We start from the raw sequence: 14,751 nt of genomic DNA on the forward strand, positions 1-14,751 counted from the left end.
TCACTCCGGCACCCATGGGTCAGTCCAACTGCCGCGACAGAAGTGTGGAAAACTCGTCGGCAAAACCCTCGTACCCCGCGACCAGCCGGTCGGCATCGGCGGAAAGCTTGTTGTAGAGGATCACCGCCGGAATAGCGGCCAAAAGGCCAAGCCCGGTGGCCAGCAGCGCCTCGGCAATACCGGGGGCGACGACAGCAAGCGAGGTATTGCCCGAAGTGGCAATCTCCTGGAAGGACCGCATGATCCCCCAGACCGTGCCGAACAGCCCGATGAAGGGCGCCGTCGCACCGGTGGTGGCGAGGAAGTTGAGACCGGATGTCAGCCGCTCGGCCTCTCGTCCAATCGCCACGTCCATCGACCGGTCCACCCGCTGCTGCACGCCGGGAATGAGCGCCCCGTCATCGCGCAAGGATCGCTGCCATTCGGTCATGCCCGCGACGAAGACCCGTTCCGACGCGGACCGGGGCCGTTCGGCCACCTTGTCAAACAGCTCATCCAGCGGCTCGCCCGACCAGAAGGCCGCATCGAACTGCGCGGCGCGACGGCGCGACAGCCGGTAGGTGGAGAATTTCTGGAAGGCAATTGCCCAAACCCAGATCGACGCCGCGAACAGCATCACCATGACGATCTGGACGACAAAGCTTGCGCGGAAGAACAGGGCCAGCAGCGAGAAATCCATCTCCTGCGCCATGCTCAGCGTTTCGGTTTCCATGAAGTGCGTATCCTATCTGCCCGGCCTCTGGTCGGATGCCATCTTGCTCGCGGCATCTCATTTGGAGGGGAATTTAGCAAAGAGGAAGAGCAAACACCATTGGCTTGCGTCACGGTCGGTTTCACTGCTGAAACGTAACCAGCTTTTGGCGGATATCCGCCGGAATTCGCACCGCGCGGCCGGAATCCGTCAAGCAAACCACCTGAACCTTGGCCGCGTAGAGCCGGTCTGCGCCCCGCCAGACGGACTGATCAAGGTCGAAACTGGCCCCTTTGACGCCGGTCAGCCGGGTTTCGACCCTCAGATCATCCTCGAATCGGGCGGGGGCGATGAAATCCATCTCCATCCGCCGCACCGCAAAGACGATCCCCTTCTCGGCTTTCAGCGCGGTCTGCGAAATCCCCGCCTCGCGCACCATCTCTGACCGCGCCCGTTCGATGAACTTGAGGTAATTGGCGTGATAAACGATCCCCGCCAGATCGGTGTCTTCATAATAGACGCGGGTTTGGAACTGGTGGGTCATGCGGTCTCCTGTAAAGCGAACGCGTGTGGCCTTCCAAGCTGACACAAGTCACGGCGCACAGGAAGGTGGGCGTGGCGGGATGCTTTGGCAGCGCACGGGTCTGACTCTGGTCTATTGGGCGTCGCGCTTGGGAATGCTTGCGATGTCAGGCACCCAGGGCAATGTCGATTGGCACCAGACCTGCACTTTCGGAGTCAGCGACGCCCGCTGTCTGATCGTGCCGACACGAAGTCCGAAAAACGCGTTCGGGTCGTCTTCGGTACTGGCATGAATACGGGTTCCGCAGTTCGGGCAGAAACTCAGCTTTCGAATGCGGCCACTCTCTGCAGTCTTGTTGAACGACTTCAATTCCCCGGACAACAGCGTAAAGGCCCCGTCAACCACCCCGGCAACCAAACCGAAGGCGGCACCGGAATTTACCTGACAATCGTTACAGTGACATATCGCGACCCGGTCGGCGTCAATTTCAGCTTCGTAGCGGACAAATCCGCAAAGGCATCCTCCATCAACCTGCATGGCAGCTTTCTCCGGCTTTGACAGTTGGGTCAGCGTTGCACGCAAATCGCATCAATGCGACGGCTACTTGGCCAGACGCTACAATCAGCGCCGGTTCAGGGGTGCGCGCCGCGACAAAGCATAAGATCAGGCCTGATGGCCAAGCGCCCCCACCCGTGCCGCCAGCCTCAGCCCGTGGCTCGGGTCGTTGGCGCTGGCGGGCATCACCGGGTCGTAGCCTGCGCGGATCACGTTGGCGATCTCGGGTTTCAGGACGGCTGGTTGCCCCGGCGCGGCGGCGAGGGGGGAGCTGTCGGTGAAGGCCGTGTCGGACCACAGCAGGATCACCTGCACCATCTGGGAAAGCGCGATCGTTTCCGCCGGGACCTTGGCCATCTCCTCATCCATGCGGATGAAGACGAACCCCGCCTGAATGGCCCCCGTGTCGTCAAAACGGAAGCTGCGATACTGGTTGGCATCCGCCGCTTTCAGCCGGTCCACCGTGGCGGGCAGGTCTGGGATCAGCCGGTCGAGATTGGGCGTTTCAGTCAGTTCGTCCCACTCGCGGAAGAAAAAGACCATCAGGTTCGCGCCCAGTTCCGGGTCGGTCTCTGCCATCTTGTGACCGGCCAGAGCCACCACCGCCTCTATCGCGCCTTTCAGGATGCTGACGGTCGCGTCCTCTACCCCGAAGACCACGGGCACGATGGGACGGCCCCACCGGGCAAAGAGATAGTTCCCGTCAGACCGGGTAAAAAGGCGCGTGACAGCGTCGGCATCCATTCCGGGGGCTCCTTACAGGTTATTCTCAGCCATCCAGCCCGCGAATACCGGATCATAGGCGGCAGGGCCATAGACCTGCGGGGCGGAGCCGTTTTCATAGATTGCAGCAGCCGCCGCGCCGTCCGAAATGCGAATGCCCCAAGCGCCCGCCGAAATGTTGCAGGCATGGGCCATACAGCCCGCCCCAAGCACCCAATCGCCCCGCTGGATCACGCTGTTGGCCGGGCCGATCCGGTCGGACAGATCGCGGATCTGGTCTTCGGTCATGATGGTCAGGAAGCGGGCACGTTCGCCGGGGTCGCGGAAGATCGCAAAGGGATGTTCCCCGATCCAGCGGGTCGCATCCGCGCCGGGACCAGCGGGAGTACCCGCAAAGGGTTGTTCGCCGGGCGTGGTCTCCATGCCCGCATCGCTGAACCGGTAGGTGGTGAATTGCTGGCGCATGCCGTCGACGAAGATGTCGAGTTCCAGCGCATCGGGTTCGATCCGCATATCGCTGACCGCACCCTCACAGGCCTCGGTTTCGCCCATCACCTGCACCGTGCCCTGGCCAACGCGGATCACCGTCACGCCCGGCCCGCACATATTGCCGCCATGGTGGTGGGTGGCCAGCAGCCAGTCATGGTCCGATCCTTCAAGCGCCCAGGCCCCCAGGATTTCCCACATATAGTCCAGTTCCACCGGCAGGGTCGCACCGGACACCACCAGCCCCTGACTGGGGCTCGCCCCGACAACGGAGGCCGCGCCGAAACGGGTCTGGAACTGGTCATAGCTGCCGAAGTCTACATCGGCACTTGCAGCGCTGGCCGAGAGGACAAGAAGGGCGGCACTTAGAAAACGGATCATGGCAATGCTCCCGATCGGGTTAAATCAGGCTGCCCTGTTCGGGGGGCATCGGTGCGGCAAGACCCAGATGCGACCAGCCTTTGGATGCCAGCATCCTTCCGCGCGGGGTGCGCGCGATCAAGCCCTGTTGCAGCAGATAAGGCTCGATCACCTCTTCGATCGCATCACGGCTTTCCGACAGGGCCGCGGCCATGGTCTCCACCCCCACGGGGCCACCGCCGTAGTTCTCAGCCATCAGCAGCATGTAGCGCCGGTCGGCCCCGTCGAGGCCGAGGTGATCGACCCCGAGCCGTGTCAGAGCGCTATCGGCAATCGCCTGCGTCAACCGCCCGTCGCCTTCGACCAGTGCGAAATCCACCACCCGGCGCAGCAGCCGCCCTGCGATCCGGGGGGTACCCCGGGCGCGGCGGGCAATCTCCAGCGCGCCTTCGGGATCGGACGGGATGCCCAACATCCGCGATCCGCGGGTCACGATCTCGTGCAGTTCCGGCACCGTGTAGAATTGCAGCCGCGTGGGAATGCCAAACCGGTCCCGCAACGGCGTTGTCAGCAGGCCGAGCCGGGTCGTGGCGCCAACCAGCGTAAAGGGCTGCAGCTCGATCCGCACCGTCCGCGCGGCGGGGCCTTCACCGATCACGAGGTCCAGTTCGAAATCTTCCATTGCGGGGTAGAGCACCTCCTCAACCGCCGGGTTAAGTCGGTGGATCTCGTCGATGAACAGCACATCCCGCGCCTCCAGATTGGTCAGGATCGCGGCAAGGTCGCCCGCCTTGGCCAGAACCGGGCCAGAGGTCATGCGGAAGTTCACCCCCAGTTCCCGCGCCATGATCTGTGCCAGCGTCGTCTTGCCCAAACCGGGGGGGCCATGGAACAATACGTGGTCCATCGCCTCTTCCCGCCGCCGTGCGCTTTCAATGAAGACACGCAGGTTGGCGCGGGCCTCCTCCTGGCCGATGAACTCGGTCAGCTCCTGCGGGCGCAATGCCCGGTCAGGGCTTTGATCCTCTGGCAAGGGCGTCGCGCGCAGGGTGGGGTCGGGCTCTGTCATCTCAATCCTTCGGGGCCAGCAGCTTCAGCGCCGCGCGGATCAGGGCCGGGGTTTCCGCATCCGGCGCGTCCCCTGCGGCCTGCGCCACGGCCATGGCGGCCTCTGCCGGGGCATAGCCCAGGTTCTTCAGCGCCGAAAGGGCTTCGGCCTGCGAAGAGGATGACGGCCGCGCCCGGATCGGGGCCGCGATGTCGGGCTGTCCGACAGGTGCCGCCGCCGGGGCATCCCCCAAAGCCTCGATCACCTCGCCGCCCATGGCCATGACGCCCGGCGCCTTGTCCTTCAGCTCCATCACCACCCGCTGCGCCAGTTTGGGGCCGACACCGGGCGCGGCCTTGACCGCCGCCGCATCGCCAAGCGAGATCGCCCGCGCCACGCCCTCGGCCCCCAAAGTGCCCAGAATGGCAATCGCCGCCTTGGCCCCCACGCCCTGAACGGAAATCAGCAGCCGGTGCCATTCGCGGTCGTAAAGCGTCGGGAAGCCGAAAAGCTGCAACAGGTCCTCACGCACCAGCAATTCGGTGAAAAGCGCCGCCGCCTCGCCCGGTCCCGGCAGGGCGGCCAGCGTCCGGTCGGAGCAGTAAACGACATAGCCCACGCCATTCACATCCAGCAGCACATGGTCGCTGCCCTTGTAATCCACCCGGCCTGTCAGTTTGCCGATCATCGCCCCGCCTCCACTGCCGCGGCCAGTCGGCCTGCGGTCTGCGCATGAAAGGCATGACAGATGGCAATGGCAAGCGCATCCGCCGCGTCGGGGCTGGATGGGTTCGCGCCCGGCAATTGCATCTTGACCATATGCGCCACCTGCCCCTTTTCCGCATGACCCACGCCGACCACCGTTTTCTTGACCGCATTAGGGGCGTATTCCGCAACGCTGAGCCCCGCCTGCGCCGGCACCAGCAGCGCGATCCCCCGCGCCTGCCCCAATTTCAGCGTGGCCACCGCATCGCGGTTGACGAAGGTCTGCTCTACGGCGGCCTGGTCCGGCTGCCAGCGGTCCAAGACATCAGTCAACTGCCGGTGCAGCGACAAAAGCCGCGCGGCGAGGTCCTTTCCTTCGCTGTGACAGGTTCCATTGGCGATATGGCTGAGTCGCGATCCCCGCGATTCGATCACGCCCCAACCCATGTTTCTGAGCCCCGGATCGATCCCGATGATCCTCATGCTGCCCGACCCCTCAAATTTCTTGCGACTTTTTTGCAGCACTAGCACGAAACAAGAACATTGACCAGACAAAGTCGGTTTTCGGCGTCCATTGAAACAAAAGCGACAAGCACCAGCGGGGATGTCGATTCAGGACAATTTCCTGATCCTGTTCCGACAGGAATTGTGGCGAATTTTTGCCCGAAATTCATGTCGTTACGTCCGATTCAGACCTATGCGCAGATTGCATATGACCCATGCGAAAATCGGTATTGCTCGGGCCAGCCCCGGCTCCTAGATGCCGGTTCAGCAAGCGAACACTTCGCAACCCACCCTCTTATCTGGAAGGAACATTCAGATGGCTACCGTGACCAACCGCACCGTTGACGCCGGCTTCAGCGTCGCCTCGATCCTCTCCATCTTCGTGGGTCGGATTGCAGCCTGGAACGACGCCCGCGTGACCCGCAAAGCGCTGGAGGCTCTGTCCGATCGTGAACTGGACGATCTGGGCCTGAACCGCGGGGATATCGACTCGATTGCCAATGGCATCTACCGCTGAGATATCTCTCTCTTCTCTCCCCGATTGAAGCCGCTCCGACCCCGGGGCGGTTTCTTTCGTTTCAAGGGGGTCAGACCGGTGGACGCCCGATCGCGTCTCTCAAGGTCGTGCCGATCCAGACAGATACCGGATCCATGGACAGAACCCATGCCGCGGCCCGATGGCCGGTGGACTGGTCCGACAATTCCGCCAACCGCGCGGCGTAATCCGCCTCGCCCTGGTGCCAGATCATGAATCCCTTGAACAGGAAACAGCAGATCACCGCGAGTACCAAGCTGCGCCAGGGAAACGACAGGCGAACACGTCGGCGGCGAGGCACGACGAGCCCGTCTGGCTGCACCACCACGCCATGTCCCTCGCCCGCGCCGGACGGATTCATCCTGCGCAGCCGTTCCTGAAACCGGTCATAATTCGCATCCATCGGGGCACCTCTTGCGCCTGCCCCACCCGTGCGCAAATTATCCGCAAATTATGGCAAAACTGTGCCGGTCAGCGGCGCAGGGTCAGCGTGGTCCATTCGCCAAGCTCGGCCCGATGCTCCAGGGTCATGCCCTGCGCCTCATAGGCCGCGACCACCTCGTCGCCCTGTTCATTGAGCAAACCGGACAGGATGACATGGCCACCTTCCGCGCAATGCGCCGCCACATCAGGGGCCAGCTCCACCAGCGGGCCTTTCAGGATATTGGCGAAGATCAGGTCATAGGGCGCGGCGGCATGCAGCTCCGCGTGATCGAACCCCGCCGCCTCAAGGCAGCGCACCCGCCCCGCCTCGCCATTGGCCGCGACATTGGCCAGGGCCACATCCACGGCAACCTCGTCGATATCGGAGGCCATAACCGGCTCAGGCCAGACCTTGGCCGCCGCCAGCGCCAGAACGGCGGTGCCGCAGCCGATATCGACCGTGTTCTTCTTGACCTCACCGGCTTGGATCAGCCGCTCCAGTGCCTCCAGACAACCCTTGGTCGTCCCGTGATGCCCGGTGCCAAAGGCCATCGCCGCCTCGATCAGGAGGGGAACACACCCATCCGGCACCTTGTCCGCATCATGGCTGCCATAGACGAAGAACCGCCCGGCCTCTACCGGATGCAGCTCGCGTTTCACATGGGCCACCCAATCGGTTTCCGGTAGTTCAGACACCACGAAGGGCCTGGCATCATGGGCCGCCGCCAGCAGCGCCAGGGCCACCTCGTCCGGGGCCTCCACGAAATAGGCGCCCACTTCCCACAGGCCGGACCCATCCTCCATCTCGAAGACACCGACGCCCGTCGCCTCGGGCTCGATCTCTTCCAGGGCAAGGCCAAGCGCCTCGGCCTGATCCTTGTCTTCAAGGGTGGTGAGGGCGGTGAAGGTCGGCATCGGTCAACTCCTGTCAGGTCCCACACGCCTTAGGCGCAGGCTGCAAAAAACACAATGCGCCTTGTTCTTTGCCCAAATACCCAATTCCTGACCTGCCAGCCTTCTCCGCCGACCCAATGTCGCACCGCCCGCGCAGATATCCCACGGCAGCACGGATCGGTGAGGGCCCCCGAACGGGGGCTTGAGCCGGGCCGTTCCCCGGTCGGCGCCGTCAGGCGTCGAGCCCGATGGGGCAGGTCACGCCGGTGCCGCCGATCCCGCAATAGCCCGAGGGGTTCTTGGCCAGGTATTGCTGGTGGTAGTCCTCGGCAAAGTAGAATTCCGGGGCGGGCAGGATCTCGGTGGTGATCGCGCCGAACCCGGCCGCTTTCAGCCGGGCCTGCATGCCCGGAAGACTGTCCTTGGCGGCCTGCTGCTGCGCCTCCGAGAACGTGTAGATCCCCGACCGGTACTGGGTGCCCATGTCATTGCCCTGGCGCATGCCCTGCGTCGGGTCGTGGTTTTCCCAGAACACCTTCAGCAGCGCCTCGTAGCTGACGACCTTGGGATCATAGACCACGCGCACCACCTCATTGTGGCCGGTCCGCGCGGTGCAGACCTCTTCATAGGTGGCATTGGGCGTGTGCCCGCCCGAATAGCCCACCATGGTCAGCCAGACGCCATCGAGTTTCCAGAAGATCCGCTCCACGCCCCAGAAACAGCCCATGCCGAACATGGCCACTTCCATGCCCTCGGGCACGTCCAGGGTCAGGGGGCGACCGGACAGGAAATGCGTCTGTGCCGTGGGAATCGGCTGCGCCCGTCCCGGCAGCGCCTCGGCAGCCGAGACCATCTCCATCTTCTTTGCCTTGAACCCGAACATTGCGCGTCTCCCTTTCGCTTCCGGCATCTTGCATCCGTCAATAGATGGGGCGCAAGCCGCATCACGACCAGATAATTCACACGCGCTTTCGCTCACGACTGCGCGATCCGGGAAGGACGGCGCGGCCTCCGGGACCAGAGAAACGGAGAGATGCCAGGTTCGCCTCTTCAGCTCTCCCAGATGACCAACGGTCCGTGACACTCCGGGGATTTCATTGCCAAGTTGTCGTGATCGTCTGTCCGTTCCACGTCCCGGCGATCCAGTCCGTGCCTGTCAGCCAGTCCTGATTGTAGTCGATCTGACCCATTTCCATCCCGTTCGAGGTCACGGTCAGCGTCAGGTTGATCCGCTCAATCTCGTAATCCTCGCCGGTCATCGTACCCGCTCCGCTGACGGAAACCCCGTCCCAGTAGCTGCAATCGCTGAACGTCAGTTGGGCCCCCTCGTCGGTTTCCACGGCCTCCAGTGTTCCGCCACGGGTGCAGCCGGAGGCGGCATCGTAGTCCATGGCATAGCCGAGGAACGCAAGATCCATATCCATTTCCAGCAGCACCGACCGCGCCAACCACAGTGGGTCCAACGGCTCGGTCGGCAGGCTCAGGGGGGTATAGTACGGAACGAAATCGGTCTGGCAGACCTGAATGGGCACTTCGGGCATTTCACCGTCCACCAACAGGCGCACAACGGCGGATTCAATGCAGGGATAGTCCATGCGCCAGACGACATGGGGGCCACCTTCTAGAACAATCAATGCCGCATTCTGGCTGCGTTCAAAGACAGCGACCGCCTGGTCGATCGGCGTAATCGGATCGGTCGATGAATTCAGCACCAGCGTTGGATAGTCACCACCGACAAATGGCGGGCGCGGCTCGCTTGCCGGTAGCGCCATACGGGCGCAAATGCTGAGCTCCTGAAAATAGGTATCCAGGAAGCGCGGCAGCTCGGGGGCCATCATTTCGGTTGCGTGCAGAACGCGGGCCATCTCGGCGTCGGGGTCTTGGCCCTCGGTCCAGTCCTCGCAGACAATCGCGTAATAGGCCGCGCCGTAGAACCCTTCGTCTTCGTCGAGCAATGGCACGTTGCTTTCGATATCAACCGAAGACTCGTAGTAGCCGTCGCGCAGCAACGGGATCAGATCGCCCCGGCTTGCAGCTGCCAGAACCCGAAGGAACCAGGATCGGCCACCAGGGGAATAAAGGTTGTTGAAGGTAGATGCCTGAAGGAATGCAAGATCCAGTTCCCTCGGTTCTGTTCCGCCCTCCGCAAGCGGATAATCAACCATGATCGCGCCGTCCGATAGTAGCGTCTGAAGCGCCTCATACGCCTGCGCGGTCGGCATACCCATGTCTGCAGAACACTCTGCGTCGGCATCGCAGAACGCGAACATCCTTTCCAGCAGCGCCTCTGATCCGGTCAGGGTACTTTCCTGAAATGCCGTCAGCGTCAGTTCGGGATCGACCACGGAATCCAAAATGACTCCGGCCACGGCGTCAGGGAACGTTGCCGCATATTCCTGAACGAATTCGGTGCCATAGCTGTGCCCGTACAGCCAAAGCTCGGGCGCACCGATAGCCTGGCGCAAAACCTCCAGATCGCGGACTGCCTGGTCGGTTCCCACATGCGGCAGAACCTCCGGGTACGCCATCTCGGCGGTGCAATCCGCGATATAGGTGTCGACAGCTGTCACGATACCATCGCGGACATCTTTGGACCCAGGGTCAAAATGCATCCCGTCCGCGCGGAACAGGGCGTCCAGCGCTGTTGGGCAACTGATCCCGTGTTCCGTGCCTACGCCACGCAGATCGAAGAACATGATGTCATAGGCATCGAGAACGTCTTGTGCGATATCCGACAGGTAGTAGTCGGCATCCACCACAGCGGTGCCGCCCGGTCCCCCCACCACATAGACCATGAGCCCGAGGCTTTCCTCAGCCGCCGGGCTCAGGGCGTAGGTGATCTGGATGGTTTCCCCAACGACCGGATCAAAATGGTTCAGGGGCACCTCAACGGACACGCACAGCAAGTCGCTGTCGTCGCAAACCTCCGCTCCGATAGCGGTGAAGGCTTCCGCCATGCTTTGAGAATGCGCGGGAAGGCCAAGCACAAGCGTCAGACCCAAAACGGTGGCTGCAGCACCACCCTGCACTGAGTATTTCATTCCAAATCTCCCATGAGAGTCCAACAGATCAACAAATGAACAAACTATAGGGGAAGAACCGGCAGAACTTGGGGCGCGGCGCCGGTCCAGTCAGTTGCGTCAGATGCCCATCTACGGGATATTCTATGGCGCGCTTCACAAGCATAGGTTGCGCCAAGACCGCAAGCAACAGATTTCATCAGCAATCCGAGCACATCTTCCCGAATGTCAACCGGATCGAATGCTTGAGGGCAGTGATGCTTCACGCGCTTGCGACATCTTCCAGGGCGACCTCTGCCATGCACCAGACGCCTCGTGCATCAATTCGGACCTGCATGCTGGCAACGGCGTGCATGCAGGCGCATTCTTCGCTACGTTCCCCTTCCCAATCGCCGAAACCGCCCCTAACGTCCGCGCCATGACACCCGCTTCCGCCCTCGACTCGCGCGCCTCATGGATGCGCCTTGCGATTTCCCTGACCATCGGTCTGGTGGGTAATGTCGGCATGTGGGCGATCATCGTCATCCTTCCCGCCGTGCAGGCCGAATTCAACGTGGACCGGGGCGATGCGTCCCTGCCCTACACGCTGACAATGGTGGGCTTTGCGCTTGGCAATTACTTCATCGGGCGGGCCGTGGACCGGTGGGGGATCACCGTCTCGATGATTGCCGCTGCCGTGCTGATCGCCCTTGGTTTCGCCGGGGCGGCCATGGCGCCCAACATCGCGACCTTGACGGCCCTGCAATTGCTGATCGGCTTCGGAACCGCCACCTGTTTCGGACCGCTTATCGCCGACGTGTCGCACTGGTTCCTGCGCCGACGGGGGATTGCGGTGGCCATCGCCGCCTCGTCCAACTATCTTTCCGGCGCGATCTGGCCGCTGATCCTGGCCGATATCCTCGCCACTCAGGGATGGCGCACAGCTTATCTGGTGCTGGCGGTGGTCACGCTTCTGGTGATGGTCCCCCTGTCTTTGCTGCTGCGCGCCCGCGTGCCCGAGGCCGCACGCGTGGAGGCCGAGGCCTCCGCCGCCTTGCGCGCCCGCGCTGTCAGCTTTTCACCCCGGACCCTGACCATGCTGCTGGCCATTGCGGGCATCGGCTGCTGCGTCGCCATGTCGATGCCGCAGGTCCATATCGTGGCTTTCTGCACCGACCTTGGCTACGGGCCGGCCATCGGGGCCGAGATGCTGTCTCTGATGCTGTTCGGCGGAGTGGCCTCACGGCTGGTTTCAGGTGCGCTGGCCGACTGGCTGGGAGGCGTGACGACGCTGCTTATCGGCTCTGCCCTGCAATGTATCGCGCTGTTCCTTTATCTGCCGACCACCGGACTCACATCGCTCTATATCGTCAGCCTCGTCTTCGGGCTTAGCCAGGGGGGCATCGTGCCGAGCTACGCCATCATCGTGCGCGAATACCTGCCCCCGAGAGAGGCCGGCGCTCGCGTGGGGCTGGTGATGATGTCGACCATCGCGGGCATGGCCATCGGCGGCTGGATGTCGGGCTGGATCTATGACGTGACCGGCAGCTACCAATGGGCCTTCATCAACGGCATCGCCTTCAATATTCTGAACATCGGAATCATGGCGCTGATCCTGCTGCAATCCCGGCCCCGCCGCGCGGCACCGGTGGCGGCCTGATGCCGACCGACGTGGCCGGAGTCGACCAGAGCGGATTTTTCCGTTAAATTCCTGTCACCAAAATTTGAAATGGCTACGCGACGACCACATCTTCCAGATGCGAGGGACCGGGCCAGACCGGCACCTCGTGCGAGACAGAACAAGAGACCGGTTCAATGTCGATACGAGAAGTCACCCGCGCCTATTGCGAGCGCAGCGACGCGCTTGCCTCGGCCAGTTATTTCGGCACTTTCGCCGTCTATTTCCTGACGCTCTACCTTGCCGTCCATTTCTACGACGCCTGGTATCTGGTGGCCCCGCTGGTGGTCATCAACGCGCTGTCGGGTGTCAGGCTTTACGTGCTGCAACATGATTGCGGGCACAGTTCGCTGTTTTCCAAGCGGTGGATGAACGATTGGGCCGGTTACGGTCTGTCGACCTTCACGCTGACCCCATACCGGGCAATGCAGTACAACCACAACGAACACCACAAATTCCTTGGTGATCTGGAAGAACGCCGGTCGGGCGAGATCCACACCATGACCCTGCGCGAATGGAACGAGGCCGACTGGAAAACGCGCCTGTTCTATCGCCTCTACCGCAACCCGCTGATCCTGATCCCTATCGGCGGCGTCTTCGTCTATGCCCTACGCTATCGCTGGCCCAAGAACACGCTGAAGGTCGGCGCCGCAGGGGTGCTGGCCCATGATGTGCTGCTACTGGGATGGATCGCGCTGCTCTACTGGCTTGGCGGCATGCCCGCGCTGATGGTCTATCTGGCCACCGTCTTCGTGGCAGCCTGTTCAGGCGTGTTCCTCGTCTATCTTCAGCACAATTTCGAGGACACTTACTGGGACCGCCGCCCCGACCTTCGCCACGATCAGGCGGCGCTGCAAGGGTCATCGGCGCTGGACCTCGGCTGGTGGTTCGATCTTGCGACCGGCAACATCGCCTATCACGACATCCACCATTTCAACGCCAATATCCCCAGCTACCGTCTGCGCAAATGCCACCGGGCCATCCGCGACCAGTTCGACCTGCCGACGATCAACTGGCCAGAGGCGATCCGCAGTTTCACCCTGAAGCTGTGGGACGAGGATCAGGAACGCCTGGTGCCCTTCCCGAGAGAACGGCGGGTGTTCAGCGGGTTGATGCAACGGATGACGGGCTAGCCGACATATAGCGCAATCGCGGCCTCTACCCCGTCTTGGGCAAGGATGCCCATCCAGTCCGCGAATGCGGTTGCAAATCGTGGGTCCTGCGCAAGATCGCCATAGATTGCCGACATCTCCAGCCATGCTTGCGGTCGGTCCACGGCCTCTCTGGCGCGTTTCGTCAGCCGGTCCCATTGCGGGTCGTTTGCGGCGATGGCCTCCCCGGCCTCGGTCGTTCCCAGACAATAGCGCGCCCATAGCGCTTCGGTCAGGGCCAGCCCGGAAAACCCGCCGTCCGACAACAGGGCATCGCGCAGCGAGGGCAGCACGAAACCGGGATGCCTGCTGGAGCCGTCGAACGCCACACGCCGCGTGGTGTCAACGATGGACGGGTTGGAAAAGCGTCGCTTGATCAGCGTGATGTACTGGTCCGGCGTGAATTCTGCCACTGAGGGGACATGCGGCGCGACCTCTTCGCTCAACACCTTGTGCAGGAACGCCCCGACGGCCGGGTGCGTCGTCGCCTCCGCTATCGTTTCCAGCCCCAGCAGAGCCCCCGCATTCGCCACCATCTGATGCCCTGCATTCAGAATACGCAGCTTCATCATCTCGTAGTCGTGAACCGAACCCGAATAGGTTACTCCGACCTTCTCCAGCGGCGGACGACCTGCGCAGAAATCATCCTCTATCACCCACTGCCGGAACGCCTCATGCGAGACGGGCGCGGCGTCGTTCACTCCGAAGGCCCGCGCGAAATCCAGCTCGCGTTCGCCGGTCGCGGGCACGATGCAATCCACCATCGAATTGGGGAAACTACAACTCTCTTCAATCCAGTCGGCCAGCGCAGGGTCGGAAAGGCGCGCCAACCCGAGGACAACGCCCCGCAGGATCGCGCCATTGCCCTGCAGGTTGTCACAGCTCAGCAGCGTGACGGGTCCGTCCCCCCTTTCCCGCCGCAGCCGCAGCGCCGCGATGATCGCGCCAAACACGGTGCCGGGCCGGTCGGGATTCGCCGCATCATGGACGATTTCGGGATGAGCGATATCCAGCTCCCCACCCAACTGAAAATACCCGCCCTCCGTCACGGTCATCGCAACGATGCGAATGGCGGGATCGGCCATCGCCGCAATCAACGGGCCGTGACCTTCGGCAACCGGCACATAGTCGATCATCGAGCCGATGACCTCTGCCGCCCGGTGATCGCCGTCCAGCTCGATCAGGGTGGTCAGGCAATCCTGCGCCAGCAGCTTGTCGCGCATCGCCGCATCATAGGGCCGGACCCCGGCCCCAAGGATGGCCCAGTCCTGCGCCAGCCCCATCTCCATCAGCCGGCTCAGATACCAGGCCTGATGCGCACGATGAAAATTGCCCACGCCGATATGGACGATGCCGGCGGTCAGGCCAGACCGGTCATAGCCAGGGCGCCGCACCTCTGCGGGCAAAGCCGCCAGAGTGGCATTCGACAGGGGAAGCAGGTCCGAGAATGTCTTTTGCACGGCGCTGGCCATGGCC

The 14,751-nt window shown here is 62.7% G+C and carries 16 protein-coding genes; 3 read left to right on the top strand and 13 right to left on the bottom strand.

Translation table 11 applies throughout. From position 1 onward, the window contains the following. Positions 1 to 19: 19 nt before the first annotated feature. From tolQ to ruvC, 8 genes are all read right to left on the bottom strand, one after another. Positions 20 to 712 carry a protein TolQ gene (tolQ, locus tag BKY26_RS02740; RefSeq protein WP_071688871.1) on the bottom strand — a complete coding sequence of 231 codons (693 nt, stop codon included), beginning with the start codon at positions 710 to 712 and terminating at the stop codon, positions 20 to 22. 121 nt (positions 713 to 833) lie between these two features. Beyond that, the gene (gene ybgC / locus BKY26_RS02745) at positions 834 to 1,235 is read right to left on the bottom strand and encodes a tol-pal system-associated acyl-CoA thioesterase (protein ID WP_071688872.1); all 402 of its coding nucleotides are present in this window, start codon (positions 1,233 to 1,235) and stop codon (positions 834 to 836) included. 111 nt (positions 1,236 to 1,346) lie between these two features. Further along, a complete protein-coding gene (locus BKY26_RS02750; RefSeq protein ID WP_071688873.1) occupies positions 1,347 to 1,751 on the bottom strand; it encodes a GFA family protein in 405 nt (134 codons plus the stop codon). A 126-nt stretch (positions 1,752 to 1,877) separates the two neighbouring features. Continuing rightward, positions 1,878 to 2,513 (bottom strand): hypothetical protein, encoded by a 636-nt coding sequence (locus tag BKY26_RS02755; protein WP_071688874.1) that lies wholly within the window; start codon positions 2,511 to 2,513, stop codon positions 1,878 to 1,880. 12 nt (positions 2,514 to 2,525) lie between these two features. Continuing rightward, the gene (locus BKY26_RS02760) at positions 2,526 to 3,359 is read right to left on the bottom strand and encodes a hypothetical protein (protein WP_071688875.1); all 834 of its coding nucleotides are present in this window, start codon (positions 3,357 to 3,359) and stop codon (positions 2,526 to 2,528) included. A 19-nt stretch (positions 3,360 to 3,378) separates the two neighbouring features. Next, the gene (gene ruvB / locus BKY26_RS02765) at positions 3,379 to 4,407 is read right to left on the bottom strand and encodes a Holliday junction branch migration DNA helicase RuvB (protein WP_071688876.1); all 1,029 of its coding nucleotides are present in this window, start codon (positions 4,405 to 4,407) and stop codon (positions 3,379 to 3,381) included. A 1-nt stretch (position 4,408) separates the two neighbouring features. Beyond that, complete coding sequence (gene ruvA, locus BKY26_RS02770; RefSeq protein WP_071688877.1) at positions 4,409 to 5,074, bottom strand: Holliday junction branch migration protein RuvA; 666 nt, start codon at positions 5,072 to 5,074, stop codon at positions 4,409 to 4,411. Next, the gene (gene ruvC / locus BKY26_RS02775) at positions 5,071 to 5,574 is read right to left on the bottom strand and encodes a crossover junction endodeoxyribonuclease RuvC (protein ID WP_071688878.1); all 504 of its coding nucleotides are present in this window, start codon (positions 5,572 to 5,574) and stop codon (positions 5,071 to 5,073) included. The genes ruvA and ruvC overlap by 4 nt, the downstream gene beginning before the upstream one ends. 337 nt (positions 5,575 to 5,911) lie before the next feature. Here ruvC and BKY26_RS02780 point away from each other — a divergent pair, with 337 nt between their 5' ends. Further along, positions 5,912 to 6,112 (top strand): DUF1127 domain-containing protein, encoded by a 201-nt coding sequence (locus tag BKY26_RS02780; protein ID WP_083431293.1) that lies wholly within the window; start codon positions 5,912 to 5,914, stop codon positions 6,110 to 6,112. 70 nt (positions 6,113 to 6,182) lie between these two features. On the opposite strand, the gene BKY26_RS02785 is transcribed toward BKY26_RS02780, so the two are convergent. The 4 genes from BKY26_RS02785 to BKY26_RS02800 form a co-directional block, all read right to left on the bottom strand. After that, complete coding sequence (locus BKY26_RS02785) at positions 6,183 to 6,533, bottom strand: hypothetical protein (protein WP_083431294.1); 351 nt, start codon at positions 6,531 to 6,533, stop codon at positions 6,183 to 6,185. Positions 6,534 to 6,601: 68 nt separating this feature from the next. After that, positions 6,602 to 7,468, bottom strand: a complete 867-nt coding sequence (locus tag BKY26_RS02790) for a 50S ribosomal protein L11 methyltransferase (RefSeq protein WP_071688879.1) — start codon at positions 7,466 to 7,468, stop codon at positions 6,602 to 6,604. Positions 7,469 to 7,679: 211 nt separating this feature from the next. Then, the gene (gene msrA / locus BKY26_RS02795; protein ID WP_071688880.1) at positions 7,680 to 8,330 is read right to left on the bottom strand and encodes a peptide-methionine (S)-S-oxide reductase MsrA; all 651 of its coding nucleotides are present in this window, start codon (positions 8,328 to 8,330) and stop codon (positions 7,680 to 7,682) included. A gap of 211 nt (positions 8,331 to 8,541) precedes the next feature. Continuing rightward, positions 8,542 to 10,488: an alpha/beta hydrolase gene (locus BKY26_RS02800; protein WP_083431295.1), complete on the bottom strand. Its 1,947-nt coding sequence runs from the start codon at positions 10,486 to 10,488 to the stop codon at positions 8,542 to 8,544. 397 nt (positions 10,489 to 10,885) lie between these two features. Here BKY26_RS02800 and BKY26_RS02805 point away from each other — a divergent pair, with 397 nt between their 5' ends. After that, entirely contained in the window at positions 10,886 to 12,106 is a 1,221-nt protein-coding gene (locus tag BKY26_RS02805; RefSeq protein ID WP_071688919.1) for an MFS transporter, read from the top strand. A gap of 155 nt (positions 12,107 to 12,261) precedes the next feature. After that, positions 12,262 to 13,257, top strand: a complete 996-nt coding sequence (locus tag BKY26_RS02810; RefSeq protein WP_071688882.1) for a fatty acid desaturase — start codon at positions 12,262 to 12,264, stop codon at positions 13,255 to 13,257. Here BKY26_RS02810 and BKY26_RS02815 read toward each other — a convergent pair. Next, positions 13,254 to 14,747 (bottom strand): mannitol dehydrogenase family protein, encoded by a 1,494-nt coding sequence (locus BKY26_RS02815; protein ID WP_071688883.1) that lies wholly within the window; start codon positions 14,745 to 14,747, stop codon positions 13,254 to 13,256. The genes BKY26_RS02810 and BKY26_RS02815 overlap by 4 nt on opposite strands. Positions 14,748 to 14,751: the final 4 nt, after the last annotated feature.

It is taken from the genome of Nioella sediminis (genome assembly GCF_001879695.1).
Taxonomy (GTDB): Bacteria; Pseudomonadota; Alphaproteobacteria; order Rhodobacterales; family Rhodobacteraceae; genus Nioella; species Nioella sediminis.